The following is a 26,960-nucleotide window of genomic DNA, read 5'->3' on the forward strand; positions in this document are numbered from 1 at the left end:
CGGCCGGCCGCGCCGGGTCGGCGCGGGCGGTACCGGGCGGTGCCGGGCGGGGCCGGCCGGACCGGGACGACGGCGGGAGGTCGCGCGGCGACGCCAAGTCCCGCAGCGGCGGTCAGTCCCGCGGCAACGGCAAGGCTCGCGACACCGAGGCCCGCGGCACCGCGAAGGGACGCCCCGGCACCGGGGCTCGCGGCGGCAAGGGTACGGCCCGCGGCATCCCCAGGGCCCGCGATGCTGCCAGGGCCCGGGACGCCGGCCGGTCCGGGCGCGCCGGCAACCCCGACCGCGGTGCGCGTCGCCGTGCCGGTGCCCGGGCCGGGTCCTGGGGGGCGGAGTCGACGGGGCGCAAGGGGCGGCCGACCCGTCCCCGCCCGGCGAAGCCGCGGCCGATCCGACGCCGGGTGGCCCGGTTGGGCAGCCCCGGCCGGCGGCTGCGGTTCGGCACCGTGGTGGTGCTGGTGCTGTTCACGGTGATCGGCGGTCGGCTGGTGCAGTTGCAGCTCACCGACGCTCCGGCGCTGGCGCAGAAGGCGCTGCACCAGCGGCTGCAGACGGTCCCGCTGCCGGCGCCGCGCGGCTCGATCGTGGACCGCAACGGGCAGGCGTTCGCGCGCTCGGCGGAGGCGCGGTACGTGTTCGCCGACCCGACGATGGTCAAGGATGCGGCGAAGACCGCAGACCGGCTGTCCGGGGTGCTCGGGGTGCCACGGTCCACCCTCGAGAAGGACATGCGCAAGCAGAAGCTGCCGAACGGATCGCCGAACCGGTTCGTCTACCTGGCCCGCGGTGTCGACATCCGGATCGGCGACCAGGTGGAGGCGATGGACATCCCCGGCATCGGGGTGCGCGCCGACGAGCGCCGGGACGTACCCGGGCACGACCTCGCGGCGAACATCATCGGCGTCACCGGCTGGGACCTGTCCGGCCTGACCGGGCTGGAGTCGAAGTACAACGGGCTGCTGCGCGGGGTGGACGGCAAGCGGCAGTACGAGGCGAGCCGCACCGGGGAGGAGATCCCGGACGGCTTCCACCGCGAGGTGACGCCGAAGCCGGGCGGGTCGGTGCGGTTGACGCTCGACTCGGACATCCAGTTCGAGGCGCAGCAGGCGCTGGCCCGCAAGCTGCGCCCGCTGCACTCCGACATGGGTGCGGCGGTGGTGCTGGACGTCAAGACCGGCGAGGTGCTGGCGCAGGCGAGCTACCCGACCTACGACGCGGCCAACTTCGCCGACTCGACGAAGGCGGAACGCACCGACTACGCCAGCCAGGCGGTGGTGGAGCCGGGGTCGGTGGAGAAGGCGATCACGCTGGGTGCGGCGCTGCAGTGCCGGGTGATCAAGCCGTCCTCGACCGTGCACGTCGAGCCGACGATCACGGTGGCCGACACCACCTACGCCGACACCACACCGCTCAACGACGTGGACATCACGCTGCCGGGCATCTTCGCGTACTCGTCGAACGTGGGCACCATCAAGGTGGCGAACAAGCTCGGCGCCCAGCGGCTGTACGAGTACCAGCGCAAGTTCGGGCTGGGCAGTGCGACCGGTGAGGGCGTGCCCGGCGAGGCGAGCGGCATCGTCCGGCCGGCGAAGGACTGGGAGGGCGCCGACCACGGCTCGATCCCGATCGGCCTGGGCATCGCGGTCACTCCGGTGCAGCTCGCCGCCGCGTACGGGGCGATCGCCAACGACGGCGAGTACGTGCAACCGCACCTGATCGCCGACACGGTGTCGCCCGACGGGACGAAGTCGACGCCGAGCGTGTCGCGGCACCGGGTGCTGTCCCCGTCGATCGCCGCGGCGGAACGCAAGGCGATGGTGGCGGTGACCACCGCGCCCGGTGCGACCGGCCTGTCCGGCGCGGTCGACGGGTACCAGATCGCGGCGAAGACCGGCACCGGGCAGCGGGTCGTGAACGGCTCGTACCAGAAGGGCAACATCGAGTCGTTCATCGGCATGGCGCCGGCCGACCACCCGCGGTACGTGGTGGCGGTGGTCGCGCACACCAGCGGCACCGGCGAGGGGGCGAACATGGGTCCGGTGTTCCAGGACCTGATGCGCTTCACCCTGGGCCACGAGAAGGTGCCGCCGACCGACGCGAAGACGCCGTCGTTCACGCTGTACCACAAGTAGCCGCCGGGATGAGCGGAGCGCAGTGCGGTGCGGGCGCAGCGCACGGGAGCAACGGCGCAGCGCGACCGTCGGGATCCGCTGGGTGCCAGACGGGTCACGCTGGGCAGGATCCCGACACATCAGGCGGTCTCGGCGCGCCGGACGGGTCGTACCCACGCCATGCGCGACGCCGTGTCCGGGTAGGGTCATGCCTCGTGCCAGGCTTTCCGCGACCACGGACCGTTCCCGCGACCCGGCTCGCGATGCTCGCCGCACGCCTCGGCGCCGAGCCGCCGACGGTGGGTGCCCCGTCCGTGTCTCCCGCGCCCACCGGTGGGCCCGACAGCGACCCGGGCGCCGGCCCGCTCGCCGGCGCCGACGACCGGTCGGGCGGCGTCCGGATCGAGGGCGCCGGGGATCCGGTGATCAGCGGCGTCACGCACGCCAGCGGCGAGGTGGTTCCCGGCGACGTGTACGCGGCGTTGCCCGGCTCGCGCCGACACGGAGCCGAGTTCGTGGCCGAGGCGGTGGCGGCCGGAGCGGTCGCCGTGTTCACCGACGCCGCCGGCGCGCCGGCCGCCACCGCGGCCGGGGTACCGGCGCTGGTGGTCGACGACCCGCGGGCGCGGCTGGGCGAGCTCGCCGCCGAGGTGTACGGCCGGCCCAGCGAGCGGCTCGCGGTGCTCGGCATCACCGGGACCAACGGCAAGTCGTCGACGGCGTACCTGGTCGAGTCGGCGCTGACCGCGGCGGGCCGGCGCACCGGCCTGATCGGCACCGTCGAGACGCGGCTGGGCGACGAGCGGCTGGCGAGCACCCGGACCACGCCGGAGGCGACCGACCTGCAGGCGCTGTTCGCGGTGGCGCTGGAACGCGGGTTGGACACCATGGTGATGGAGGTGTCCAGCCACGCGCTGGCGCTGGGCCGGGTCGCCGGCACCCGGTTCGCGGTCGGCGCGTTCACCAACTTCGGCATCGACCACCTGGACTTCCACGGCACCGTGGAGGACTACTTCGCGGCCAAGGCGAGCCTGTTCGACGGCCGCGCCGGGGTCGAGGTGCTCAACGTCGACGACCCGGCGGTGGCGAAGCTGGCGCATCCCGGCCGCACCGTGTCGGTGTCGGCGCAGGGCCGGCCGGCGGCCGACTGGCAGGCCGACACCGTGGTCCGGGACGGGTACGGCCAGCGGTTCGTGGTGACCGGCCCGGACCGGGTGCGGCGGGATGCGAGCGTGCTGCTGCCCGGCCGGTACAACGTGGCGAACGCGTTGCTGGCCATCGCGGTGGCGGCCGCGACCGGGGTGGACCCGGCGACCGCGGTGGCCGGGGTGGCCGCCTGCGGCGGGGTGCCGGGCCGGATGGAGCGGGTGACGGCTCCGGGGCCGGTGGTGGGCGTGGTCGACTTCGCGCACACCCCGAACGCGGTCGCCGCGGCGCTCGGCGCGCTGCGCGAGGCGGCCGCGCCGACCGGGGCCCGGGTGATCTGCGTGGTCGGCGCCGGCGGTGACCGGGACGCCGGGAAGCGCCCGATGATGGGCGAGGCGGCCGCGCGCGGCGCGGACGAGGTGATCGTCACCGACGACAACCCGCGCAGCGAGGACCCGGCGGCGATTCGCGCGCAGGTCGCGGCCGGCGCGGCCGGGGTGGCCGGCGCGCACTGGACCGACGGCGGCGACCGGACCGCGGCGATCGCCGCGGCGGTGGCGACCGCCCGACCGGGCGATATCGTCGCGGTCCTCGGCAAGGGACACGAACAGGGGCAGGAGGTGGCGGGCCAGGTGCACCCGTTCGACGACCGGGTGGTGCTGGCGGCCGCGCTGCGGGCCCGGTTCGAGGAGGACGCATGATCGAGCTCTCGCTCGCCGACGTGGCCGTGGCCACCGGCGGAGCGCTGGTGGACGGCGCCGAACCGACGGCGACCGTCACCGCCGGGGTCGAGTACGACTCGCGCGCGATCACCGCCGGCGGCCTGTTCGTGGCGCTGCGCGGGGACAGCGACGACGGGCACCGGTTCGCGGCCGCCGCGGTCGGTGCCGGCGCGGTCGCGGCCGTGGCCGAGGAACGTACCGGCGTGCCGACGGTGCTGGTGGCCGACACGCTGATGGCGCTGGGCCGGATCGCCCGGGCGGTGGTCGACCGGTTGCCCGACACCACCGTGATCGGGGTGACCGGCTCCTCCGGCAAGACCTCCACCAAGGACATGATCGCCGCGCTGACCGCGCGGTCGGGCAACACCGTCGCACCGGTCGGCACGCTCAACAACGAGCTCGGCCACCCGTACACGGTGCTGCAGGCCGACCGGGACACCCGGTACCTGGTGCTGGAGTGCAGCGCGCGCGGCATCGGCCACGTGGCGTACCTGTGCGAGATCGCGCCGCCGAGGATCGGCGTGGTGCTCAACGTCGGCAGCGCGCACCTGGGCGAGTTCGGCTCGGTGGAGGCGATCGCGACCGCGAAGGGCGAGCTGGTCGAGGCGCTGCCGGCGGACGGGACGGCGGTGCTCAACGCCGACGACCAGCGGGTCCGCGCGATGGCGCAGCGCACCAAGGCGCGGGTGGTGCTGTTCGGCACCGCGCCCGACGCCGACGTGCGCGCCACCGACGTGGCGGTCGACGGGGCCGGCCGGCCGTCGTTCACGCTGCACGCGAGCGGCGAGTCGGTCCCGGTGCGGCTCGGCCTGTTCGGCGCGCACCAGGTCTCCAACGCGCTCGCCACCGCCGCGGTGGCCCTGGCGTGCGGGATGCCGCTCCCGGAGGTCGGATCGGCGCTGGGCCAGCTGCGGCCGGCCTCGCCGCGCCGGATGGACGTGTTCACCCGCTCCGACGGCGTGACCGTCATCGACGACTCGTACAACGCGAACCTCGGTTCGATGACCGCCGCGTTGCGGGCGCTGGCCACGATCGGGGCCGACCGCCGCACCTGGGCGGTGTTGGGCTACATGGCTGAGCTGGGCCGGTTCGAACAGACCCAGCACGAGCAGGTCGGCCGGTTGGCCGCCGAGCTCGGGGTGGACCGCGTGGTCGCCGTGGAACCGGAGGCGGCCGGCATCGATCAGGGCGCGCGTGCGCGCGCCGCGGACTCCGGGTGGGAGGGACAGTCGGTGCAGGTGCCTGACCAACAGGCAGCGATCGCGCTGTTGGCCGACGAGGTGCGGCCGGGTGACGTGGTTCTGGTCAAGGGCTCGCGCTACCGAACCTGGCAAGTCGCCGACGCGCTGCGGGAGACCGCCGACAGCGCGCTCGGTGACCGGGAGGCGCCGGCATGAGATCGGTCATCGTCGCACCCCTCGTGGCGTTCGTACTCACCCTGTTCGGTACGCCGCTGGCGATCCGCTACTTCAGCCGGCTCAAGGCCGACCAGCCGATCCGCGAGATCGGCCCGCAGACCCACTTCGCGAAGAAGGGCACGCCGACGATGGGCGGCGTGGTCTTCATCCTGGCCACCGTGGTCGCCTACCTGGTGGGCCACCTGACGCTGCTGACCCTGCCGGGCCGGCCGCACAAGCCGACGGTCACCGCGATCGTGCTGCTCGGCCTGTTCGTGTGCATGGGCGCGGTCGGCTTCATCGACGACTTCCTGAAGGTACGCAAGAAGAACAGCGCCGGGCTCTCGGCCAAGGGCAAGCTGCTCGGGCAGGCCGTGGTCGGCGCGGTCTTCGGCGTCATCGCGCTGTACTTCAACCCCGACGCGGTCTCGCCGAACGGCATCCACAACCCGACGGTGGGCAGCCCGTACATCTCCTTCGTACGGGAGATCCCCTGGCTGGACATCACCCGGGTCGGCGCGGTAGTGCTGTTCATCTTCGTGGTGCTGGCCGCCTCCAACGGGGTCAACCTCACCGACGGGTTGGACGGCCTCGCCACCGGGACCTCGGTGATGGTGCTGCTGGCGTACACGGTGATCTCGTTCTGGCAGTACCGGCACTGGTGTTCCGACACCCACCAGCTGACCCACTTCTGTTACAACGTCCGAGATCCGTTGGACGCGGCGCTGATAGCCGGGGCCGCGGCCGGGGCGCTGTTCGGGTTCCTGTGGTGGAACGCGTCGCCGGCCCGGATCTTCATGGGTGACTCCGGCGCGCTGGGTCTGGGCGGGTTGATCGGCGGCCTCGCGATCTCGACCAAGACGATCCTGCTGCTGGTCATCCTGGGCGCGCTGTTCGTCATCGAGACCGTCTCGCTGATCATCCAGGTCGTCTCGTTCCGCAGTACCGGTAGACGGGTGTTCCGGATGACACCGATCCACCACCACTTCGAGCTGGCGGGGTGGAGCGAGGTCAACATCACCGTCCGGTTCTGGATCATCTCCGGTATCGGCATCACGGCCGGGCTGGCGATCTTCTACGCCGACTTCACCGCGTCGGCGATAGGCAGCAACGTGTGACCGGGTACGAGGGGCGCCGGGTGCTGGTCGCCGGCGCCGGCATCAGCGGCACGGCGTGTGCGCGCGCCCTGGTGGACGCCGGCGCGGTGGTGACGGTGCTGGACCGCTCGGCGAGTGCCGGGCTGGCCGAGCTGGCCGCGGCCGGTGTCGACACGCTGGTGGCGCCGGAGCCGCCGACCGCGCTGCTCGCGCAGGCGAGCGAGCTGGTCGTCTCGCCGGTGTTCGCGCCGCACCATCCGCTGGTGGTCGCCGCCCAGGCGGCCGGCCTCGAGGTGTACTGCGAGCCGGAGCTGGCCTGGCGGTTGCGCCCGGCGGGCGCGGCCGACTGGCTGGCGCTGACCGGGACCAACGGCAAGACCACCGCGGTGACGATGCTCGCCGCGATCCTGTCCGCGGCGGGGCTGTCCGCCCGCGCGGTGGGCAACATCGGCGATCCGCTGATCGACGCGGTACGGGCGAACGAGTGCCGGGTGCTCGCGGTGGAGCTGTCCAGCTACCAGCTGCACTGGTCGCGGCGACTGGCGCCGCTCGCCGGGGCGTACCTCAACCTGGCCGACGACCACCTGGACTGGCACGGCGACCGGGACGCGTACGCGAGCGCCAAGACCGCGGTGTGGCGCGGCGCGGCGCTCGGCGGTACCGCGATCGGCAACGCCGACGACCCGACGGTGGCCGCGCTGCTGGCCGCGGTACCGGGCCGGCAGGTGTCGTTCACCCTGGGCGAGCCGGCGCCGGGCCAGCTCGGCGTGGTCGACGGGATGCTCGTCGACCGTGCGTTCGGCCGCGGGGAGTCCACCGGCGCTGCCGTCGGGGCCCAGCCGGTGCAGCTGGTGGCGGCCGAGCAGGTGCGGCCCGCCGGCGCGCACAACGTGGCGAACGCGCTGGCCGCGGCCGCCCTCGCCCGCGCGTACGGGGTGGGCCCGGAGGCGGTCGCCGCCGGCCTGGCCGGCTACGTCCCGCAGCCGCACCGCAACCAGCGGGTCGCCGAGGTCGCCGGCGTGACCTACGTGGACGACTCGAAGGCGACCAACCCGCACGCGGCGCTCGCCTCGCTGCTGTCCTACCCGCGGCTGGTGTGGATCGCCGGCGGCCAGCTCAAGGGCGTCGACCCGGACGAGCTGGTGTCCCGGGTCGCCGACCGGCTCGCCGGTGCGGTGCTGCTCGGCGCCGACCGGGCGCAGATCACTGCCGCGTTGCGCCGACACGCGCCGACAATCCCGGTGATCGAGGTGTCCAGGTCCGATGATGGGGCGATGGCGGACGTGGTCGCCGCGGCGGCCCGGCTGGCCGGCCCCGGCGACACGGTGCTGCTGGCGCCGGCCGCCGCCTCGTACGACATGTTCGACAGCTACGCGCAGCGCGGGGACCGGTTCGCCGCGGCGGTGGCCGCTCTGCCGGTGGCCTGACCCTTCGCGCCGGCGGCGCGGTGGAGTCGTCGCGTCGGCAGCGTGGCGGAGTCGTCGCGCCGGCGGGGTGGTGGAGCCGCTGTGTCGGCGGCGCGGCAGACGGGAGTGGCAGTGACCGGTTCGGTGACCGACGCGCCACCCGCACGCCGCGGGTCTGCGCCGTCCGGGCCCGCGGACTCGGCGTTCGGCCGGCTGGTCGGTGAACCGTTCGCGGCGCTGCACGGGCTGCTCGGCCGCCCGCTCGCCTCGTACTACCTGCTCGTCGCGAGCGCCGGCCTGCTGCTGGTGATCGGGCTGGTGATGGTCTTCTCGGCCACCAGCGTCCCGTCGTTCGACTCGCAGCAGAGCGCGTACGCCGGGGTGCAGCAGCAGGGGCTGTGGGCGGCGGTGGGGGTGCTGGCGTTCTGGGTCGCGCAGCGGCTGCCGACCCGCACGTACCGGTTCCTCGGGCTGCCGTTGATGGTGGTGTGCCTGCTGTTCGCGCTGGTGCTGGTGCTGTTCCCGGCGGGGCAGGTCGGCCCGGTCGGTACCAACCTGAACTGGATCACGATCGGGTCGATCCAGTTCCAGCCGGCCGAGCTGGGCAAGCTCGCGCTGGTCTGGTGGGGTGCCGACCTGCTGGTGCGCCGCGGCGACTCGGTGACGAAGTGGAAGCGGCTCGCGATGCCGTTGTTCCCGGTCACCGCGCTGCTGTTCCTGCTGGTCGGGATGAACGACCTGGGCACCATGCTGTGCATGCTGCTGGTGTTCCTCGGCCTGCTGTGGGTCACCGGCGTCCGGTTCCGGGTCTTCGCCGGGCTGTTCGGGGTGGCGCTGGCCGGCGTGGTGGTGCTGATCGCCGAGCAGAGCTACCGGCTGGAGCGCATCCTGTCGTTCACCCACGCGGCGAAGGCGACCGGCTGCACCTCGGCGGACAGCATCCAGGGTCCGTGCTGGCAGTCCACCCAGGGTATGTACGCGCTGGCCGACGGCGGCTGGTTCGGCCTCGGGCTCGGTCAGGGCCGGCAGAAGTGGGACTGGCTGCCGGAGGCGCACAACGACTTCATCTTCGCCATCATCGGCGAGGAGCTGGGCGTGGTCGGCTGCGTGGTGGTGCTCGCGCTGTTCGCGGTGCTGGCCTACGCCGGGCTGCGGATCGCGCGGCGGGTGGACGACCCGTTCCGGCGTACCGTGGCCGCCGCCTGCACCCTGTGGCTGGCCGGCCAGGCCGTGATCAACATCGGTGCGGTGGTCGGCCTGCTGCCGATCACCGGGGTGCCGCTGCCGTTCATCTCCGCCGGCGGCACCGCCCTGGTGGTGACGCTCACCGCGATCGGGATGCTCGCCTCGTTCGCCCGGACCGAGCCGGACGCGGCGCGAGCGCTGCACGCCCGGGCGCCGAGCCGGCTGGTCCGGCTACTCTGGGTGCCGCTGCCGCCGCTGCCGGGCTCCACCCGGCCGACGACCCCGCCCGCGCGGTCTCGCCCGGCGGGGGGCAAACCCGGCGTGCGCGCCACCCGCGGGCGTACGGCAGGATCGTCCAGGACCGAGACACGACGCCGCCGGCCCGGCCCCCGGACCGGTTCCCGCACGACGACCGGCAAGGAAAGACGTTGACCGACCTGCGCTCCGTGGTTCTCGCCGGTGGTGGCACCGGCGGCCACATCTACCCATTGCTCGCGTTCGCCGACTGCCTGCGCCGGCACGATCCGGACATCCGGATCACCTGCCTGGGCAGCGCCAAGGGCCTGGAGAACGAGATCATCCCGGCCGCCGGCTACGACCTGCGCCAGGTGCCCGCCTACCAGCTGCCCCGGTCGGTCAACGTGGACCTGGTCAAGACCGGCCCGCGGATGATCCGCTCGATGCGTGCCTGCCGTGCGGTGCTGGACGAGGTCGCCGCCGACGCGGTGGTCGGTTTCGGCGGATATGTTGCGGTTCCCGGCTACCTGGCCGCCTGGCGACGCAAGACCCCGATCGTCATCCACGAGGTGAACGTGCCGCCGGGGGTGGCCAACAAGCTCGGCATGCGCTTCACCGATCACGTCGCGGTCGGCTTCGAGCACCAGCCGCAGCTGGTCCCGTCACTGGCCGATGCGCGGGTGGTCGGCGTGCCGCTGCGCCGCTCGCTGACCTCGCTGGACCGCGCCGCGCGCCGCGCCGAGGCGTGCGCGCACTTCGGCCTCGACCCGAACCGCCCCACCGTGTTCGTGTACGGCGGCTCGCAGGGCGCCCGCGCGATCAACCTGGCGATGGCCGGGGCGGCGAAGGCGATCACCGCGGCCGGCTGCCAGGTGCTGCACATCATCGGCGCCCGCAACGAGCCGGTGGAGATCCCCACCGACCTGCCCGCGCCGTACGTGACGCTGCCCTTCCTGTCCGAGATGGAGCTCGGGTACGCCGCGGCCGACCTGCTGCTGTCCCGGGGCGGCGCGATGACCGTCGCCGAGGCCACCGCGCTCGGCGTCCCGGCGATCTACGTACCCCTGCCGTACGGCAACGGTGAGCAGCGGCGCAACGCGCTGCCGGTGGTGGAGGCGGGCGGCGGCATGATCGTCGACAACGCCGACCTGACCGCGCAGTGGATCGAGACGAACCTGCTGCCGCTGCTGCGCGACCCGGCCCGGATCTCGGCCATGAGCACCGCCGCCGCCGGTTACGGTCGGCGCGACGGCGACGAGGCGCTCCGGGCGTTCACGCTGGAGGCGGTTGCGAAGGGGGCGGGCCAGTGAGCACCGAACAGACCACCGAACAGCCGGAGGCGGTCGGCACGGCGGCGGTGCCGCCCAGCGCCGAGGACCTCGGCCGGGTGCACCTGATCGGCATCGGCGGGGTGGGCATGAGCGGGCTGGCCCGGCTGCTGCTGTCCCGCGGCATCCCGACCACCGGCAGCGAACTGCGCGAATGGCCGACGCTGGCCGGGCTGCGCGCGCTCGGCGGCGTCATCCACGACACCCACACCGAGGCGAACCTGGACGGCGTCGACACCGTCGTCTACTCCACCGCCATCCCGGCCGACCACGTCGAGCTGGCCGAGGCGCGCCGGCGTGGCCTGCGGGTACTGCACCGCTCCGAGGCGCTGGCCGCGGCGATGGTGGGTCGCAAGGGCATCGCGGTCGCCGGTACCCAGGGCAAGACGACGACCACCTCGATGGTCACCCTGGTGCTGCAGCACTGCGGCCTGGACCCGTCGTTCGTGATCGGCGGCGAGATCTCCGAGGCCGGTTCGAACGCGCACCACGGCTCCGGTGAGTTCTTCGTCATCGAGGCCGACGAATCCGACCGCTCCTTCCTGCGGTACCGGCCGCACGCGGCGATCGTCACCAACGTGCGCGGCGACCACCTCAACACCTACGGCGACCTGGCCGGGCTGCAGGACGGGTTCGCCGAGTTCTGCCGCGGCATCACCCCGGACGGGTTCCTGGTCGCCTGCGCGGACGACGAGGGCAGCCGGGAGCTGGCCGACCGGATGCGCGGCGAGGGCCGCACCGTCTACACCTACGGCGAGTCCGCCGACGCCGACCTGCGGCTGGCGAACCTGACCTCCGCGATCGGCGGCGTGCGCTACACCGCGGTACTGGACGGGGTCGAGCTCGGCGAGGTCACCCTGCCGACGCCCGGCCGGCATCTGGGACTCAACAGCGCGGCGGCGCTGCTGACCGCGGTGAGGCTGGACGTCGAGTTCGCCGCCGTCGCGGAGGCGCTGGCCGCGTTTCCGGGGGTACGCCGGCGGTTCGAGCACAAGGGCACCGCCGACGGCGTCCGCGTCTACGACGAGTACGCCTACCACCCGGTGTCGATGACCGCCGCGCTGTCCACCCTGCGCGAGGTCACCGGCGACGGCCGGCTGGTCGTGGTGTTCCAACCGCTGCGGCTGTACCGCACCCGCGAGCTGCAGGCCGAGATCGCCGAAGCGCTGGCGATCGCCGACGAGGCGATCGTGATGGAGGTGTTCGGGCCGGGGGAGACCCGCGGCCCCGGTGAGGGCGGCCGGCCGCTCACCGACGCGGTACCGCTGCCCGACGGGCACAAGGTGTTCGTGTCGTCCTGGTCGGACGTCGCGGCCGAGGTGCTGCGCCGGTCACGGCCGGGCGATCTGGTCGTGACGATGGGCGCCCCGCCGATCTCGATGATGGGCGACGAGTTGCTCGCGGCGCTGGCGGAGCGGTCCGGCTCGGCGGACGCCGCGGGCTGATGGCGGGCGCGGCGCGCGACACCCGGCCTCCGCGCCGGTGGCGGCTGGTGCAGGCCCGCCGGCAGGCGCTGTCGGCGCTGCTGCGCCGGCTGGTCGCCCGGTCCCGGCGCAACCGCCGCCGCACCGCGCTGACGCTGTCGGTGGCCGGCGTCGCGGTCGCCGCGGTGGTGGCCGGCTACGTGGTCGTCTACCACACCGAGGCGTTCGCGGTCCGGGACGTGACGGTGCGCGGCGCGCACGTCGTGCCGGCCCGGACCGTGGCCCGCACCGCGGCGGTACCGTCCGGCGTTCCGCTGCCGGGCGTCGATCTCGCCGCGGTCGGCGCCCGGGTGCGCCGGCTCGCACCGGTGGCGAAGGTCGAGGTCACCCGGGACTGGCCGCACACCGTCGTGGTCACGGTCACCGAACGCACCCCGGCCGCCGCGGTACCGGACGGCTCCTCGGTGCGGCTGGTCGACGGTTCCGGCGTGGTGTTCCGGACGATGCCGGCCGCGCCGGCGAAGCTGCCCACGCTGGTGGTGTCCGATCCCGGTCCGCGCGACGTGCCGACGTTGGCCGGCCTGGAGGTGCTGCGGCAGCTGACCCCGCGGCTGCGGGCCCAACTGGTCCGGGTGGAGGTGCCGCGACCGACCCGGATCAGGCTGGTGCTCGCACACGGCCGTACGGTCGTGTGGGGTGACTCGTCCAGCGGCGCCCGGAAGGCGGCCGCGGCGACCGCGCTGCTGAGCAAGGACGGCACGGTCATCGACGTCAGCGCCCCCGACCTGGTGGTGGTCCGCTGACCGGCCCCGTTACTCGCTGGGCCGCACCGGTTCCGGCTGGTAACGTCCGTGTATCGGAGGTGTCCACAATGGAGCGAGCAGACCCGGCGACCGATGCCGGTGACCGGCCGGCGCTGGAGCAGTGGCTCGACTACCACCGCGCCACGGTGCGGCTCAAGTGCACCGGGCTGGACGAGCTGTTCGCCCGGCAGGCGCCGGTGCGCACCTCGCCGCTGCTGTCGCCGGCCGGGCTGGTCGCGCACCTCACCGACAACGAGCAGTACTGGTTCGAGGCGGTGCTGCACGACGGGCCGCGCCTCGCCGACGACGACGATCCGGACGCCGACTGGGTTGCCCCGGAAGGCGTGCCGCTCGCCGAGCTGCTCGACCGGTACGACGCGCAGTGTGCCCGGTCGCGGGAGCTGACGGCGGGCCTCGACCTGTCGTTCGTGGCCCGGCGCGCGGTCGGCTCCGGCGACCGGCCGAGGACACTGCGCTGGATCTACCTGCACCAGATCGAGGAGACCGCCCGGCACAACGGTCACCTGGACGTGGTGCGGGAACTGCTGGACGGCACGACCGGGACCTGACATCGTCCACTATGGACTTTCGGCGGGGTCGATGTCCGCCGCCGAACGGGCGGAGTGGTCGCCGAACCGGCAAACGTGGCCGACACGCCGCTTCGGATGCTTGGAGATCGTCGAACCGGCCCGTACGTTCCGGAACAGGGTCGAGGTTGACATAACTATAACCCTCTAGTTGAGGTTGAGGGTTGACCCGGCCCATGGCGGGGAGCAGCACAGCGAAAGGGAAGGCGGACCGATGACACCTCCGCACAACTACCTGGCGGTCATCAAGGTCGTCGGCTGCGGTGGCGGCGGCGTCAACGCCGTCAACCGAATGATCGAGGTCGGACTCAAGGGCGTCGAGTTCATCGCGATCAACACCGACGCCCAGGCGCTGCTGATGTCCGACGCGGACGTCAAGCTGGACGTGGGCCGGGAGCTGACCCGCGGCCTCGGCGCCGGCGCCAACCCCGACGTGGGTCGCAAGGCCGCGGAGGACCACCGGGACGAGATCGAAGAGGTGCTCAAGGGCGCCGACATGGTGTTCGTGACCTGCGGCGAGGGCGGCGGTACGGGCACCGGCGCGTCCCCGGTGGTCGCGAACATCGCGCGCAAGCTCGGTGCGCTGACCATCGGCGTGGTCACCCGGCCGTTCTCGTTCGAGGGCAAGCGGCGCCAGGTGCAGGCCGAGACCGGCATCGACGAGCTGCGCAACGAGTGCGACACCCTGATCGTCATCCCGAACGACCGGCTGTTGCAGCTCGGCGACCGGACGATGAGCATGATGGACGCGTTCCGCCAGGCCGACCAGGTGCTGCTGTCCGGTGTCCAGGGCATCACCGACCTGATCACCACGCCGGGCCTGATCAACCTCGACTTCGCCGACGTCAAGAGCGTGATGTCCAACGCCGGCTCGGCGTTGATGGGCATCGGCAGCGCCCGCGGCGACGACCGGGCGGTCGAGGCGGCGCAGGGTGCGATCTCCAGCCCGCTGCTGGAGCAGAGCATGGACGGCGCCCGCGGCGTGCTGCTGTCCATCGCCGGCGGCTCGGATCTCGGTCTGTTCGAGATCAACGACGCGGCGCAGCTGGTCACCGACGCGGCACATCCGGACGCGAACATCATCTTCGGCGCGGTCATCGACGACGCGCTGGGCGACGAGGTGCGCATCACGGTGATCGCGGCGGGCTTCGACGGCGGCGCCCCGGCGTACAAGCCGCAGGCGGAGGTCGGCCGCAAGCCACCGGCCGCCGAGGTGCCGGCGGCGACCAGCGCGCCGGCGCCGACCTCGCCGGCGACCACCGCGGGCAGCACCAGCACCCGGCCGCCGCAGCAGCCGACCCCGGCCGAGCGGCCGCCGCGCAAGGTGCTGTTCGACGACGTCGACGTGCCGGACTTCCTCAAGAACGGCGCGTGAACCCGTCGGAGCCGATCGACCGACGCACCGAGCTGGTGGGAAACCTCGCCTCGGTGCGTCGGCGCATCGCCGACGCGTGCCTGGCCGCCGGCCGGTCACCGCGTGAGGTGTCGCTGATCGCGGTGACCAAGACGTTCCCGGCGTCCGACGTGCGGCTGCTGGCCGAGCTGGGGCAGCGGGTGGTGGCGGAGAACCGGGACGGCGAGGCGGCGGCCAAGGCCGCCGAGCTCGCCGCCGGCGGCGTCGACGTGCACTGGCACTTCGTCGGTCAGCTGCAGCGCAACAAGGCACGGTCGGTGGTGCGGTACGCCGACGTGGTCCAGTCGGTCGACCGGCCGGCGCTGGTGACCGCCCTCGGCGCGGCGGTGGCGGCGCACCGGGACCGGCCGCTGGACGTCCTGATCCAGGTGTCGCTGGACGACGCGCCGGGGCGCGGCGGGGTGGCGCCGGCCAAGCTGCCCGCGCTGGTCGACGACGTCATCGCCGCGGCGCCGCGGCTGCGACTGCGTGGGCTGATGGCGGTCGCTCCGCTGGGCGGCGATCCGGACGTCGCGTTCGGTCGTCTGGCCGAGCACGCGGCGTGGCTACGAGAGCGCGAACCGGACGCATCGATGCTATCCGCCGGGATGACCGGTGACCTGGAGGCGGCCGTCCGGCACGGGGCGACACACGTGCGTGTCGGCAGCGGATTGCTCGGCCGACGCGCCAAGCTGGGTTAGCCTGAGCTCGGAGCAGAACTACATCGCTGTTATTCACGCTCACCGATCTCGTCCGTTTCGCAGGCGGCGCATCGCGGGGGAACGTCCCGATGGGTGGGGCGCGCGACGTGGCAGGACGGTGTCACGGGAGGAGGTGCCCGATGGGTAGGTTGCGCAAGGCCGGCGTCTGGCTCGGCCTGGTCGAGGACGACGACGACAGCTACGAGGCCGACGACGACCGCTACGACGGCTCCGACGGTTACCAGTCGACCGGCCGCCAGGAGAGCGCCGCTCGCTACGACACCGGTCGGTACGAGAGCCGGCGACCGACCCGCGACACCGGCCGCGAGGTGGACGACCGGGACTTCGACGACGCCGACTTCGCCGAGGAGGAGTTCGAGCCCGAGCCGGTCCGGCCACGGCTGGCGCCGGCCGCCTCGGAGCGGCTGACCGAGCGGCCCGGCGTGCGCACCATCGGCCGCGGGTCGGTGACCCCGCTCACTCAGGACAACCTGGCGCTGGCGCCGCAGGTACAGCTGCGGGAGCGTGCGGTGGTGTCCGACGACAGCGCCGACAGCTACCGGATCACCACGGTGCACCCCACTACCTACAGTGAGGCCCGCACCATCGGTGAGCATTTCCGGGACAACACTCCGGTGATCATGAATCTGTCGGAAATGGACGAAGCGGATGCCATGCGCCTGGTCGATTTCGCCGCCGGTTTGATCTTCGGGCTGCGCGGTACGATCGAACGGGTGACCAATCGCGTGTTCCTGCTCTCACCGGCCAACGTCACGGTCACTGCCGAGGACAAGGCCAAGATCGCCGAGGGTGGGTTCTTCAACCAGAGCTGAACCGGGAGTCCATCGCTCGTGTCGGTCCTGTTCCAGGTCCTCTACCTGGTCGTTTACTTTTTCCTTCTGTTTCTGATGGCGCGGCTCGTGCTCAGCTTCGTGATGCAGTTTGCGCGCAGGTGGCAACCTCGGAGGGGCGCGGCCGCCGCGATGGAGGTCGTGTGGAGCGTCACTGATCCTCCCCTGAAAGCCCTAAGGAGGGTCATTCCGCCGCTCCGGATTGGTACCGTGAGCCTGGACCTGGCTTTCCTGATACTGCTGGTTATCGTGTACGTGCTGTTGAGAGTCGTGCTGCCGTGGTTGCTTCGTGGTTAGCCCCCCGGGCTGATCGCCCCGCGGTCCGGTGGCACCTGGCACGGTCGAGCGACCGGTCGGATCGAGATGGCCCGGTCCCGGTCCTATCGACAGCGAGCCACGCGGTCGCAAGCTGAACCGAGGAGTTTCGATGCCGCTGACCCCGGCCGACGTGCACAACGTCGCGTTCAAAAAGCCCCCCATCGGCAAGCGGGGGTACGACGAGGACGAGGTGGATGCCTTCCTCGACGAGGTCGAGCGTGAACTCGTCCGCCTCGTGGAAGACAACAACGAGCTCCGTGCCCAGGTCGAGCGGCTGCAGCACGGCGCCGCCCCGGCACCGGTGGTCGGCGGTGGCGCTCCCGAGCACCTCGTGGCGGAGAACGCCGATCTGAAGGGCCAGCTGGAGCAGCTGGAAGCGGAGAAGGCGAACGCCGAGCAGGCGGTCCGCAACGCGCAGGCCGAGCTCGAGGCGATGCACGCCCAGGGCGGCGCCGTGCCGGCGGTCCCGGCCGCGGCGGCCGGCGGCGACGGTGGCGAGCAGCAGGCGCTGCGGGTGCTGATGATGGCCCAGCGCACCGCCGACGACCACGTCTCGGACGCGCGTCGGGAGGCCGACAAGCTGCTGTCCGACGCCCGGGCCAAGGCCGACGACGTCACCCAGAAGGCGCGCACCAAGGCCGAGGGCCTGGAGCGCGATGCGCGGCAGCGGCACCAGGAGGCCATGGGTGGCCTCGAGGTCAAGCGGGCCGCGCTGCAGAAGCACATCGAGGAGCTGAAGGCCTTCGAGCGGCAGTACCGCACCCGGCTCAAGGCGTACCTGGAGAGCCAGCTGCGCGACCTGGGCGCGCGTGGCCAGGGCATCGAGGACGAGCTGAGCCGTGGTGGCGAGGTCGGCGGCGGCAGCGGCAGCAACCGCCAGGTGTCCACCAACGGTTCCGGGCTGGCCGCGGCGAGCCTGGGCGGTTCGTACAACTCCGGCCGCAACGGGCTGGGTCTGCCCAACGGCGACGGCAACAGCCGGTAGGATCCTGTTCCTCCCGAACCGGATACCACGCGGCCGAGGTGACCCGTGATCATTGCCAGCTTGCTGCTGATCCTGATTGCAGCGGTGCTGCTGGTGCTCGGGTTGCTGCGCGGGCTCGATCTGCTGCTGGTGGTGTCGATCGCGGTCAGCCTGCTCGCGGCCGTGGCCCTGTACCTGGGGGCCCGGCGCACGCACGCTGACCGCGCCGACGACGACGCACCGGCGTCGGAGGACGAGGACACCGGGCGGCAGCAGGTCGCCGACCGCCCGTCGGTGGTCGCCCACTCGGGTGCCGGCCCCACCGATCGGCTGGATCTGCCGCGACGACATGACCCGGTACCGGCCGAGACCGGTGACGAGCGCCCGCCCTGGCCGCTGGACCGGCCCGCGGCCGCACCAACACGCGAGCCCGAGCGGGACGGTGTGCAGGCGCCGCGTGGCGAGGCCTGGCCGCGCGAGCACGAGGACGGACCGGGCGACCCGGCCGACGATCCGCTGGACGAGCCGCCGGAACAGCGCACGCCGCGGTCGGATGCGGAGCTGATCGCTCGGCTGCCGGCCGAGGTGCTCGTCGTGGACGGCAGGCCCCGCTACCACGTCACCGGCTGCCCGCACCTGCTGGACAAGGAGGCGGAGCCGCTACCGGTCGCGGAGGCGGTCGAACTGGGCTTCGGGCCGTGCGGCTGGTGCCAGCCGGACACCGTGCTGCTGGGTGGCACGCCCGACCTGGCCTGACCCGCTCCGACCGGTATGCCTGGCGTGGCCCGAGCGGTTCACCGCTGAGCACCGTGGGTGGAGTGCGCAGGCAAAACCGGCCAGCATAACGCTCACTGAGGGCGATCATTCGCTGACAGTCGGATATTCGCGGATGTTTGTCGGACGCCCAACTACTCCGTATCCTTGGTGGTTCCACGCGCGTCGCGTCGGGCCGAGGGTCCGACGTGCCGCGCCCGTTTTGCATGTGGGAGCCGAAATGGCCAGGCGACGCGGTGTTTCGGTCGGTGACCGGTGCCGCTTCTCGCTGGCCGAATCGGGCCGTCGACCGGTGGCGATCCACCGGGCGGGCCCGGTGCCGTTCGTCTTCCACACCGAGACCGGCCACCGGCCGGTCAGTCATCTGTCTCGACGCCCGGCGCCGGTGCGTCGGCGAGGTCGGTGACATCACCACGACCGCCGCGAGAGCGCGGCCAAGGGGGCGACGATGACCACCAAGTCGGGCACCAAGAGCACGGGCACGGCACGCCGGACGACCACATCCTCCGCTGCCGACCCGAAACGCGCGAGCGGCGGTCGTACCGGTACCGGCCGGGCCGCCGCGGCCGCTGCCGGCGCCAACGGCTCGGCCACCAGCGGCTCGGCCACCACCGGGTCGAGCCGGTCGACCGCGACGAAGAAGCCGGCCGCCCGCCGGTCGTCGGCCTCCGCCGCCGACACCACCAAGCCCGCCGCCAAGCCGGCGGCCAAGCGCACGACCCGCAAGACCCGCAGCGCGGCGGAAACCGAGACGATTCGGGTGGCGCTCAACGAGCGACTCGTCGAACTGCACACCGAGTACGAGAAGACCATGGCGCAGCTGACCGACCTGCAGCGTGACCGGCTGACCGACTCGGCGGGCGACGACCAGGCCGACACCGGGACGAAGACGTTCGAACGCGAGCAGGAGATCTCGCTGGCCAACGGCATTCGCGACCGGGTGACGCAGGTCGAGCGTGCCCTGGAGCGGCTCGACGACGGCCACTACGGATACTGTGAGCGGTGCGGGAACCCGATTCCCGCCGGGCGACTCGCCGCCTTCCCGTCGGCGACGCTCTGCGTGGCGTGCAAGCAGTTGGAGGAACGGCGCTGAGCGAGGACAGCACCGACCGGATCTCGTCCGGCGATGATCACGCGCGGCCGTCGCACGGTTCCGCTTCCCGACGTGTCGTCGGGTTGCTGGCCGGAATCGCGGTGGCGGCCCTGGTGGTCGACATCATCACCAAGGTCGTCGTCGTGGCGCACCTGCGCCCCGGCGATCCGGTCCGGCTGCTCGGCGGCGCCGTCTACCTGTCGCTGACCCGCAACCAGGGTGCCGCCTTCAACATCGGCGGCACCGGCTACACCGCGATCCTCGCCGCGGTCGCGGCGGTGGTCATCATCGTGATCGTCCGGTTCGCCCGCCGACTGCGCTCGTGGCAGTGGGCGGTGGCGCTCGGGCTGGTGGTCGGCGGCGCGGGCGGCAACCTGACCGACCGGCTGTTCCGGGCGCCGGGTCCGCTGCGCGGCGGCGTGGTCGACTTCATCAGCGTGTTCAGCCCGGACGGGCACCCCTGGCCGATCTTCAACGTGGCCGACTCCTGCCTCGTGGTGGGCGTGATCATCGCCGTGCTGCTCGAGCTGACCGGCCGCCGGATGGACGGCACCCGCGCGGGTCGCGGTGCCGACGATGCCAAGGCCGTCGATGACGCGACGACCGCCGATGACCTGCGGGCCGACGGTGAGCCGACCGACGGAGCGTCGACCGGCACCACGCGGGCCGAGGACAGGCAGGCGGCCAGCGAGCGCACCGAGATCGAGCCCGCCGGCACCGAACCGGCGGGTCGGACGGACCGGTCGTCATGACGGGTGCGCGTTTCGACGACGCCACCCCGGTGGCGCCGGCCGGCGAACATCGCGCCCTGCCGGTGCCGGACGGGCTGGCCGGGATGCGGGTCGACCAGGCGCTGGCACGGCTGTTCGGGCTGTCCCGCACCGTGGCCGCCGACCTGGTGGCGGCCGGTGACGTGGCCCTCGACGGGGCCGCGCCGGCCAAGTCCGACCGGGTCGCCGCCGGGGCGTACCTGGAGGTGACGCTGCCGGCGCCGGAGGGTGCGCCGACCATCGTGGCCCGCCCGGTCGACGGGCTGCGCATCGTGCACTCCGACGACGACATCGTGGTGGTGGACAAGCCGGTCGGGGTGGCCGCGCACGGCAGCCCCGGCTGGACCGGCCCGACCGTGCTGGGCGGGCTCGCGGCGATGGGGCAGACCGTTGCCACCAGCGGTGCGGCCGAGCGGCAGGGCATCGTGCACCGGCTCGACGTGGGTACCTCCGGGTTGATGGTGGTGGCCAAGAGCGAGCGGGCGTACCGGATCCTGAAGCGGGCGTTCAAGGTGCGCACGGTGGAGAAGCGCTACCACGCGGTGGTACAGGGGCAGCTCGACCCGCTGCGCGGCACGGTGGACGCGCCGATCGACCGGCACCCGCACCACGACTACAAGTTCGCCGTGGTGTCGGGCGGCAAGCCCAGCGTGACGCACTACGACACGCTGGAGGCGTTCCCGGCGGCGAGTCTGGTCGACGTCCGGCTGGAGACCGGCCGCACGCACCAGATCCGGGTGCACTTCTCGGCGCTGCGGCATCCGTGCGCCGGTGACCTGACCTACGGCGCGGACCCGACCCTGGCGAAGCGGCTCGGTCTGTCCCGGCAGTGGCTGCACGCCCGTGAGCTGGCGTTCGACCACCCGGGCTCGGGTGACCGGGTGCGGTTCGTCAGCGAGTACCCGGAGGATCTGGCTCACGCTCTGGCGGTACTGCGCGGCGAAGAGTAAGGTCCGCGCCCGCGATGGCGCCGTCTCGTTCGTTGAACAGATCGATGCCGGTCGCGGGGCTGGCAATCTTCGGGCGGCTCCGTAGCCTGGTGATGGGTGAGGCGTCGGGCGGGAGGCGAGCGTGGATCAGTCCGGAGCCGGAGCGTACCGCTCCGGTGACTCGGGGTCGCGGTGGCGGAACCTGCTGGGCCGCGGCCGACCACGGGACGGCGAGATCGGGGTGGATGCCGTGCCGGGGCAGTCGGGTCGGGGTCAGTCCGGCGTCGGGCGGGCCCGGGTCGGTGCGGCCCCGCCGCTCGTCCCGCGGCCGTCGCCGGCACCCGACACCCGCGCCGGCCGGCGCTCGGCGCCGGTGCCCGTGCAGGTCGGTGGGCACCGTCCGGAGGCGTACGCGACGGGGTCGGTGGACGGCCTGCTCACGGCGCTGCGGCGGAACTTCGGCCGGTCCCGGGTGGTGGCGTTCGTCAACCCCAAGGGTGGTGTGCACAAGACCACCGCGACGGTGCTGACCGCGGCGACGCTGGGCAGCGCCCGCAACGGCGGCGTGCTGGCCTGGGACGACAACGAGTTGCGCGGCACGCTCGGGCTGCGCGCCGGTACCGCCCGGCACGCCCGCACCATCCGGCACCTGGTGGACGACCTGGACCGGATCGAGACCGGCCCGGGCATCCTCGCCGAGGTGCTGGACGACTACCTGCGGCACACCAAGGACGGCTCGTTCGACGTGCTCGCCGGCGACGAGGATCCGCGCATCGCCCGCCGGCTGGACCCGGCCACGGTGCGCCGGGTGCTCACCCTGCTCGCCGGCACCCACGACGTGATCTGCGTGGACACCGGCAACAACGTCGAGTCGCCGAACTGGCAGACGGTGCTGCGCGCCGCCGACCAGCTGGTCGTGACCACGGTGCCGCGGGAGGACGCCGCGTTCACCGCCGACTGGATGCTCGACCTGCTGGAGGAGCAGGGGATGGGCGAGCTGGTGGCGCAGGCGACCACGGTGATCAGCTGCCCGACGCCGAACCCGCTGCCGCTCACGGCCGACCTGCTCAAGCACTTCGGCTCGCGCACCCGCACCTCGATCGTGGTGCCCTACGACGTGTCGCTGGAGCCCGGCTCGACCATCGAGTACTCGAAGCTGGCCCCGGCCACCCGGATGGCCTGGCTGTACGCCGGGGTCGCGATCAGCGAGGGTTTCGGGCCGGACCGGTGATCGCGGGTGGCGCCGGCCACCCCCGGCATCGTCCGGGCGTGCCGGTCGGCGCGAGCGGCCGGCGGAGCGATAGGTTTGCTGTCAGACCCCACCCCTAGCGTGGTGGGATGCCGGGGGTGCGGCCAACATCTCCCGGCGCGGTCGCGGTCACCGTCACCCGGTGCTCCGCGCGTGGCTGTCCAGGTGAATACGAGGGGGGCGAGGCGCGCCATGTCGGCGTCCGGGTTCGCGCATCTGCACGTGCACACCGAGTTCTCGATGTTGGATGGCGCGGCCCGCCTCAAGCCGCTGTTCGCCGAGGTCCAGCGGCAGGGCATGGACTCGATCGCGATGACCGACCACGGCAACATGTACGGGGCGTACGCGTTCTACCAGGAGGCGAAGAAGACCGGCGTCAAGCCGATCCTCGGCATCGAGGCCTACCTGGCGCCCGGCGACCGAGCGTACAAGCAGCCGGTCCGGTGGGGTCGGCCCGACCAGCGCGGCGACGACGTCTCCGGCGGCGGGGCGTACACGCACATGACGATGTGGGCGGAGAACGCCACCGGGCTGCGCAACCTGTTCACCCTGTCCAGCCGGGCCTCGATCGAGGGTTACTACTACAAGCCGCGGATGGACACCGAGCTGATCTCGGGGCACACCGAGGGCATCATCGCCACCACCGGCTGCCCGTCCGGGGAGATCCAGACCCGGCTGCGGCTGGGCCAGGAGGAGGAGGCGTACGCGGCGGCCGAGCGCTACCTGGAGCTGTTCGGCCGGGACAACTTCTTCCTGGAGCTGATGGACCACGGGCTCGACATCGAGAAGCGGGTCCGCACCGGGCTGCTCGACATCGGCAAGCGGTTCGACCTGCGGCCGGTGATCACCAACGACTCGCACTACGTGGCCGCGGAGGACGCGAAGGCGCACGAGGCGCTGCTGTGCGTGCAGTCCGGCAGCACCCTGGACGATCCGAACCGGTTCAAGCTCGACGGCGGCGGCTACTACATCAAGTCCCCGGCGCAGATGCGCGAGCTGTGGGACTCCCAGCTGCCCGGCGCGTGCGACAACACGCTGCTGATCGCCGAGCGCGTCGGGTCGTACGAGGAGGTCTTCGCCCACCACGACCGGATGCCGCGGTTCGACGTGCCGGACGGGTACAACGCGGAGACCTGGCTGGAGCACGAGGTGATGGAGGGCCTCGCGAAGCGGTTCCCGGGTGGCATCCCGGAAGGCCACCGGGAGCGGGCCGCCTACGAGCTGAGCGTCATCAACCGGATGGGCTTCCCGGCGTACTTCCTGGTCGTCGCCGATCTGGTGCGGCACGCCAAGGAGTCCGGCATCTACGCCGGGCCGGGCCGCGGGTCGGCGGTGGGCGCGCTGGTGGCGTACGCGCTGGGCATCACCGCGCTGGACCCGATCCCGCTGGGGCTGCTGTTCGAGCGGTTCCTCAACCCCGAGCGCATCTCGATGCCCGACATCGACCTCGACTTCGACGACCGCCGCCGCGGCGAGATGATCGACTACGCGGTGGCGAAGTACGGCGCGGACAAGATCGCCCAGGTCATCACGTTCGGCACGATCAAGACGAAGGCGGCGCTCAAGGACGCCGCCCGGATCCACTTCGGCCAGCCCGGCTTCTCCATCGCCGACAAGATCTCCAAGGCGTTGCCGCCGCCGGTCGCGGCGAAGGACATCCCGCTGTCCGGCATCGTCGACCCCAAGCACGAGCGGTACGCGGAGGCCACCGAGGTCCGCACCCTGATCGAGACCGACCCGCAGGTCGGCAAGATCTTCGAGACCGCGCGCGGGCTGGAGGGGCTGATCCGGCAGGCCGGCGTGCACGCCTGCGCGGTGATCATGTCGTCCGAGCCGGTGATCGACTCGGTCCCGGTCTGGGCCCGTCCGCAGGACGGCGCGATGATCACCGGCTTCGACTACCCGTCGTGCGAGTCGATGGGCCTGTTGAAGATGGACTTCCTGGGCCTGCGCAACCTGACGGTCATCGGCGACGCGATCAACAACATCCGGGCCAACCGCGGCGTCGAGATCGACCTGGAGACCTTGGCGCTCGACGACAAGGCGACGTACGAGCTGATGGCGCGCGGCGAGACGCTCGGCGTGTTCCAGCTCGACGGCACCGCGATGCGGGCGCTGCTGCAGCGGATGGGGCCGACCGGGTTCTCCGACGCCACCGCCGTGATCGCGCTGTACCGGCCGGGCCCGATGGCGGTCAACGCGCACCTCAACTACGCCGACCGCAAGAACGGCCGGCAGCAGATCGTGCCGATCCACCCCGAGCTGGAGGAGCCGCTGCGCGACATCCTGGCGGAGACGTACGGCCTGATCGTCTACCAGGAGCAGATCATGCTCATCGCGCAGAAGGTCGCCGGCTTCACGATGGGCCAGGCCGACATCCTGCGCAAGGCGATGGGCAAGAAGAAGAAGGAGGTGCTGGAGGAGCAGTTCGCCGCGTTCCAGAAGGGGATGCGGGAGAACAAGTACTCCGACGATGCCATCCAGACGCTGTGGGACACCGTCCTGCCGTTCGCCGGGTACGCGTTCAACAAGTCGCACGCCGCCGGCTACGCGGTGGTGTCCTACTGGACCGCCTACCTGAAGGCGAACTATCCGGCCGAGTACATGGCGGCGCTGCTGACCTCGGTCGGCGACTCGAAGGACAAGATGGCGGTCTACCTCGCCGAGTGCCGCAAGATGGGCATCAAGGTGCTGCCGCCGGACGTCAACGACTCCGACAACTACTTCACCGCCGTGGGCGGCGACATCCGGTTCGGCCTCGGCGCGGTGCGCAACGTCGGTGCGAACGTGGTCGCCAGCATCATCAAGACCCGCACCGAGAAGGAGCCGTACACCTCGTTCACCGACTTCATGTCCAAGATCGAGCTGCCGGTCTGCAACAAGCGGGTGATCGAGTCGCTGATCAAGGCGGGCGCGTTCGACTCGCTGGGGCATCCGCGGCGGCCGATGCTGGAGCAGCACGAGACCATGGTCGAGGCGATGACCGGGGTCAAGCGGCGCGAGGCGGAGGGCCAGTTCGACCTGTTCGGCGGGATGACCGACACCGCCCCGGACACCGTCGTGGGCATGGACGTCGACCTGACCGGGGAGGACTGGCCGCGCAAGACCGCGCTGGAGTTCGAGCGCGAGATGCTCGGGCTGTACGTGTCGGGTCACCCGCTGGACGGCGCCGAGCGGGTGCTGCGCAAGAACAGCGAGCAGCGCATCGCCGATCTGGTCTCCGGTGACGTCGCGGACGGGACGTCGGTGACCATCGCCGGCATCATCTCCGCGCTGGAGCGCCGGGTCACCAAGCAGGGCAACGCCTGGGCGAAGGCGACCGTCGAGGACCTCGACGCCGGCATCGAGGTGCTGTTCTTCCCCAAGACCTACGAGCTGGTCGGGCAGTACCTGGCGCCCGACCTGACGATCGCGGTGAAGGGCCGGGTCAACCGGCGCGACCAGGAGATCAGCGTGGTCGCGATGGACATGCGCACCCTGGAGATCACCGACGCCGACCTGGCCGCCGAGCCGGCGGTCACGGTGGCCATCCAGGCCGAGCGGGTCGACCCGGACCTGGTCGGCGAGCTCAAGCGCACCCTGCTGAACAACCGCGGCGAGACCGCGGTGCGGGTGAAGCTGGTCGGCCGGGAACGCAACCACCTGCTGGCGCTCGACGACACGCTGCGGGTCACGCCCGGTCCCGGCCTGATGTCGGAGCTGAAGAGCCTGCTCGGCGCCGGCTGTCTCGAGTAGCCGGCCGCGGGGCCCGGGTCCGCCGACTTGCTCGAGGTTGGGAGAATCGCCGCGATGAAGACGACGATGCCGCGCCGAGCCGGCGTGCCACGGTGGGCCGAGGCACTCGTACTGGTGGTTGCGGCGGTGTGCGTCGCGGCGGCCGGAGCGCCACTCGGCCTGCTCTGGTGGGTGCTGTCCCCGCGCGCCGAGGTCGTGATGACCGACCAGGGCGGGATGTACAACCTGGAGACCGAGACGTTCGCCGCCGCCGACGGCTGGCTCGCGGTGCTGACCGCGGCCGGCGGGCTGGTCGCCGCGGTGGTCTGCTGGGTGGTGCTGCGCCGGTACCGTGGTCCGCTGCTGCTGGCCGTGCTCGCGGTGGGTGGCGCCGGTGGCGCGGTGCTGGCCGCCTGGGTCGGCAGCCGGATCGGGCTGGCCGACTTCAACGCGTTGCTCGGCGCCGCCCAGCCCGGCTGGCGGTTCCCGTACCCGCTGCGCCTGGGCGCGCGCGGCGCGGTCGTGCTCGCCCCGCTGTTCGCGGTGCTCACCTACACCGTGCTGGCCGGGTTCTCCCGGTACCCGGCGTTGCGGGCCCGGCGCGCCGGTGCCCCGGCGATCCCGGAACTGGTCGATCCGGTCCGGCTGCCGTTGATCCCGGCCCGCCGCCCCGCCGATCCGGCCGCGACCGAGTCCGGTCCGGCTGCCGGCGCCGAGGCTCAGCCGGGCGCGGCGCCGGGCGATCCGTCCGGTCCGGCCGG

19 protein-coding genes and 3 pseudogenes are annotated in these 26,960 nt (G+C 72.6%); all 22 read left to right on the forward strand.

Translation table 11 applies throughout. The features are described from left to right. Positions 1 to 2,132: peptidoglycan D,D-transpeptidase FtsI family protein (locus tag NUM_RS10455; RefSeq protein WP_308440562.1), on the forward strand; the 2,132-nt coding region annotated here is incomplete at its 5' end. Between the two features lie 242 nt (positions 2,133 to 2,374). Further along, complete coding sequence (locus NUM_RS10460) at positions 2,375 to 3,958, forward strand: UDP-N-acetylmuramoyl-L-alanyl-D-glutamate--2,6-diaminopimelate ligase (RefSeq protein ID WP_207124597.1); 1,584 nt, start codon at positions 2,375 to 2,377, stop codon at positions 3,956 to 3,958. Continuing rightward, entirely contained in the window at positions 3,955 to 5,376 is a 1,422-nt protein-coding gene (locus NUM_RS10465; protein ID WP_207124598.1) for a UDP-N-acetylmuramoyl-tripeptide--D-alanyl-D-alanine ligase, read from the forward strand. Before NUM_RS10460 ends, NUM_RS10465 begins: the two co-directional genes overlap by 4 nt. Continuing rightward, complete coding sequence (gene mraY / locus NUM_RS10470; RefSeq protein WP_207124599.1) at positions 5,373 to 6,494, forward strand: phospho-N-acetylmuramoyl-pentapeptide-transferase; 1,122 nt, start codon at positions 5,373 to 5,375, stop codon at positions 6,492 to 6,494. Before NUM_RS10465 ends, mraY begins: the two co-directional genes overlap by 4 nt. Then, positions 6,491 to 7,900, forward strand: a complete 1,410-nt coding sequence (gene murD, locus NUM_RS10475; protein ID WP_207124600.1) for a UDP-N-acetylmuramoyl-L-alanine--D-glutamate ligase — start codon at positions 6,491 to 6,493, stop codon at positions 7,898 to 7,900. Before mraY ends, murD begins: the two co-directional genes overlap by 4 nt. Before the next feature lie 111 nt (positions 7,901 to 8,011). Next, positions 8,012 to 9,496: a putative lipid II flippase FtsW gene (gene ftsW / locus NUM_RS10480; protein ID WP_440588071.1), complete on the forward strand. Its 1,485-nt coding sequence runs from the start codon at positions 8,012 to 8,014 to the stop codon at positions 9,494 to 9,496. Continuing rightward, positions 9,493 to 10,611 carry an undecaprenyldiphospho-muramoylpentapeptide beta-N-acetylglucosaminyltransferase gene (gene murG / locus NUM_RS10485; RefSeq protein ID WP_207124601.1) on the forward strand — a complete coding sequence of 373 codons (1,119 nt, stop codon included), beginning with the start codon at positions 9,493 to 9,495 and terminating at the stop codon, positions 10,609 to 10,611. Before ftsW ends, murG begins: the two co-directional genes overlap by 4 nt. Further along, positions 10,608 to 12,074, forward strand: coding sequence for a UDP-N-acetylmuramate--L-alanine ligase (gene murC / locus NUM_RS10490; protein WP_225918481.1), 1,467 nt, complete (start codon positions 10,608 to 10,610; stop codon positions 12,072 to 12,074). The genes murG and murC overlap by 4 nt, the downstream gene beginning before the upstream one ends. After that, complete coding sequence (locus NUM_RS10495) at positions 12,074 to 12,856, forward strand: cell division protein FtsQ/DivIB (protein WP_207124602.1); 783 nt, start codon at positions 12,074 to 12,076, stop codon at positions 12,854 to 12,856. The genes murC and NUM_RS10495 overlap by 1 nt, the downstream gene beginning before the upstream one ends. Before the next feature lie 68 nt (positions 12,857 to 12,924). After that, a complete protein-coding gene (locus tag NUM_RS10500; RefSeq protein ID WP_207124603.1) occupies positions 12,925 to 13,425 on the forward strand; it encodes a DinB family protein in 501 nt (166 codons plus the stop codon). 232 nt (positions 13,426 to 13,657) lie between these two features. Beyond that, positions 13,658 to 14,818, forward strand: a complete 1,161-nt coding sequence (ftsZ, locus tag NUM_RS10505) for a cell division protein FtsZ (protein WP_207124604.1) — start codon at positions 13,658 to 13,660, stop codon at positions 14,816 to 14,818. After that, the gene (locus NUM_RS10510; protein WP_207124605.1) at positions 14,815 to 15,537 is read left to right on the forward strand and encodes a YggS family pyridoxal phosphate-dependent enzyme; all 723 of its coding nucleotides are present in this window, start codon (positions 14,815 to 14,817) and stop codon (positions 15,535 to 15,537) included. The genes ftsZ and NUM_RS10510 overlap by 4 nt, the downstream gene beginning before the upstream one ends. A 140-nt stretch (positions 15,538 to 15,677) precedes the next feature. Beyond that, entirely contained in the window at positions 15,678 to 16,370 is a 693-nt protein-coding gene (locus NUM_RS10515) for a cell division protein SepF (protein ID WP_207124615.1), read from the forward strand. 18 nt (positions 16,371 to 16,388) lie between these two features. Next, positions 16,389 to 16,685, forward strand: a complete 297-nt coding sequence (locus tag NUM_RS10520) for a YggT family protein (RefSeq protein WP_225918482.1) — start codon at positions 16,389 to 16,391, stop codon at positions 16,683 to 16,685. Between the two features lie 130 nt (positions 16,686 to 16,815). Continuing rightward, on the forward strand, positions 16,816 to 17,691 hold the full coding sequence (locus NUM_RS10525; RefSeq protein WP_207124606.1) for a DivIVA domain-containing protein: 876 nt from the start codon (positions 16,816 to 16,818) through the stop codon (positions 17,689 to 17,691). Between the two features lie 45 nt (positions 17,692 to 17,736). Next, positions 17,737 to 18,426 (forward strand): hypothetical protein, encoded by a 690-nt coding sequence (locus NUM_RS10530; protein WP_207124607.1) that lies wholly within the window; start codon positions 17,737 to 17,739, stop codon positions 18,424 to 18,426. Positions 18,427 to 19,108: 682 nt separating this feature from the next. Next, a pseudogene (locus tag NUM_RS37145) lies at positions 19,109 to 19,537 on the forward strand (TraR/DksA family transcriptional regulator); the annotation flags it as partial. Next, positions 19,510 to 20,136, forward strand: a pseudogene (lspA, locus tag NUM_RS10540) (signal peptidase II); the annotation flags it as partial. The pseudogenes NUM_RS37145 and lspA, both read left to right, overlap by 28 nt. Positions 20,137 to 20,285: 149 nt before the next feature. Continuing rightward, positions 20,286 to 21,257 (forward strand): RluA family pseudouridine synthase, encoded by a 972-nt coding sequence (locus NUM_RS10545; RefSeq protein WP_207124609.1) that lies wholly within the window; start codon positions 20,286 to 20,288, stop codon positions 21,255 to 21,257. A 199-nt stretch (positions 21,258 to 21,456) separates the two neighbouring features. Beyond that, positions 21,457 to 22,467, forward strand: a pseudogene (locus NUM_RS10550) (MinD/ParA family ATP-binding protein); the annotation flags it as partial. Positions 22,468 to 22,677: 210 nt separating this feature from the next. Further along, positions 22,678 to 26,220: a DNA polymerase III subunit alpha gene (gene dnaE / locus NUM_RS10555; protein WP_207124610.1), complete on the forward strand. Its 3,543-nt coding sequence runs from the start codon at positions 22,678 to 22,680 to the stop codon at positions 26,218 to 26,220. A 54-nt stretch (positions 26,221 to 26,274) separates the two neighbouring features. Next, on the forward strand, positions 26,275 to 26,960 hold a 686-nt coding region (locus NUM_RS10560; RefSeq protein ID WP_207124611.1), incomplete at its 3' end, for a DUF2567 domain-containing protein.

The sequence above is a fragment of the Actinocatenispora comari genome (genome assembly GCF_017312725.1).
In the GTDB taxonomy this organism is placed as follows: Bacteria; Actinomycetota; Actinomycetes; order Mycobacteriales; family Micromonosporaceae; genus Actinocatenispora; species Actinocatenispora comari.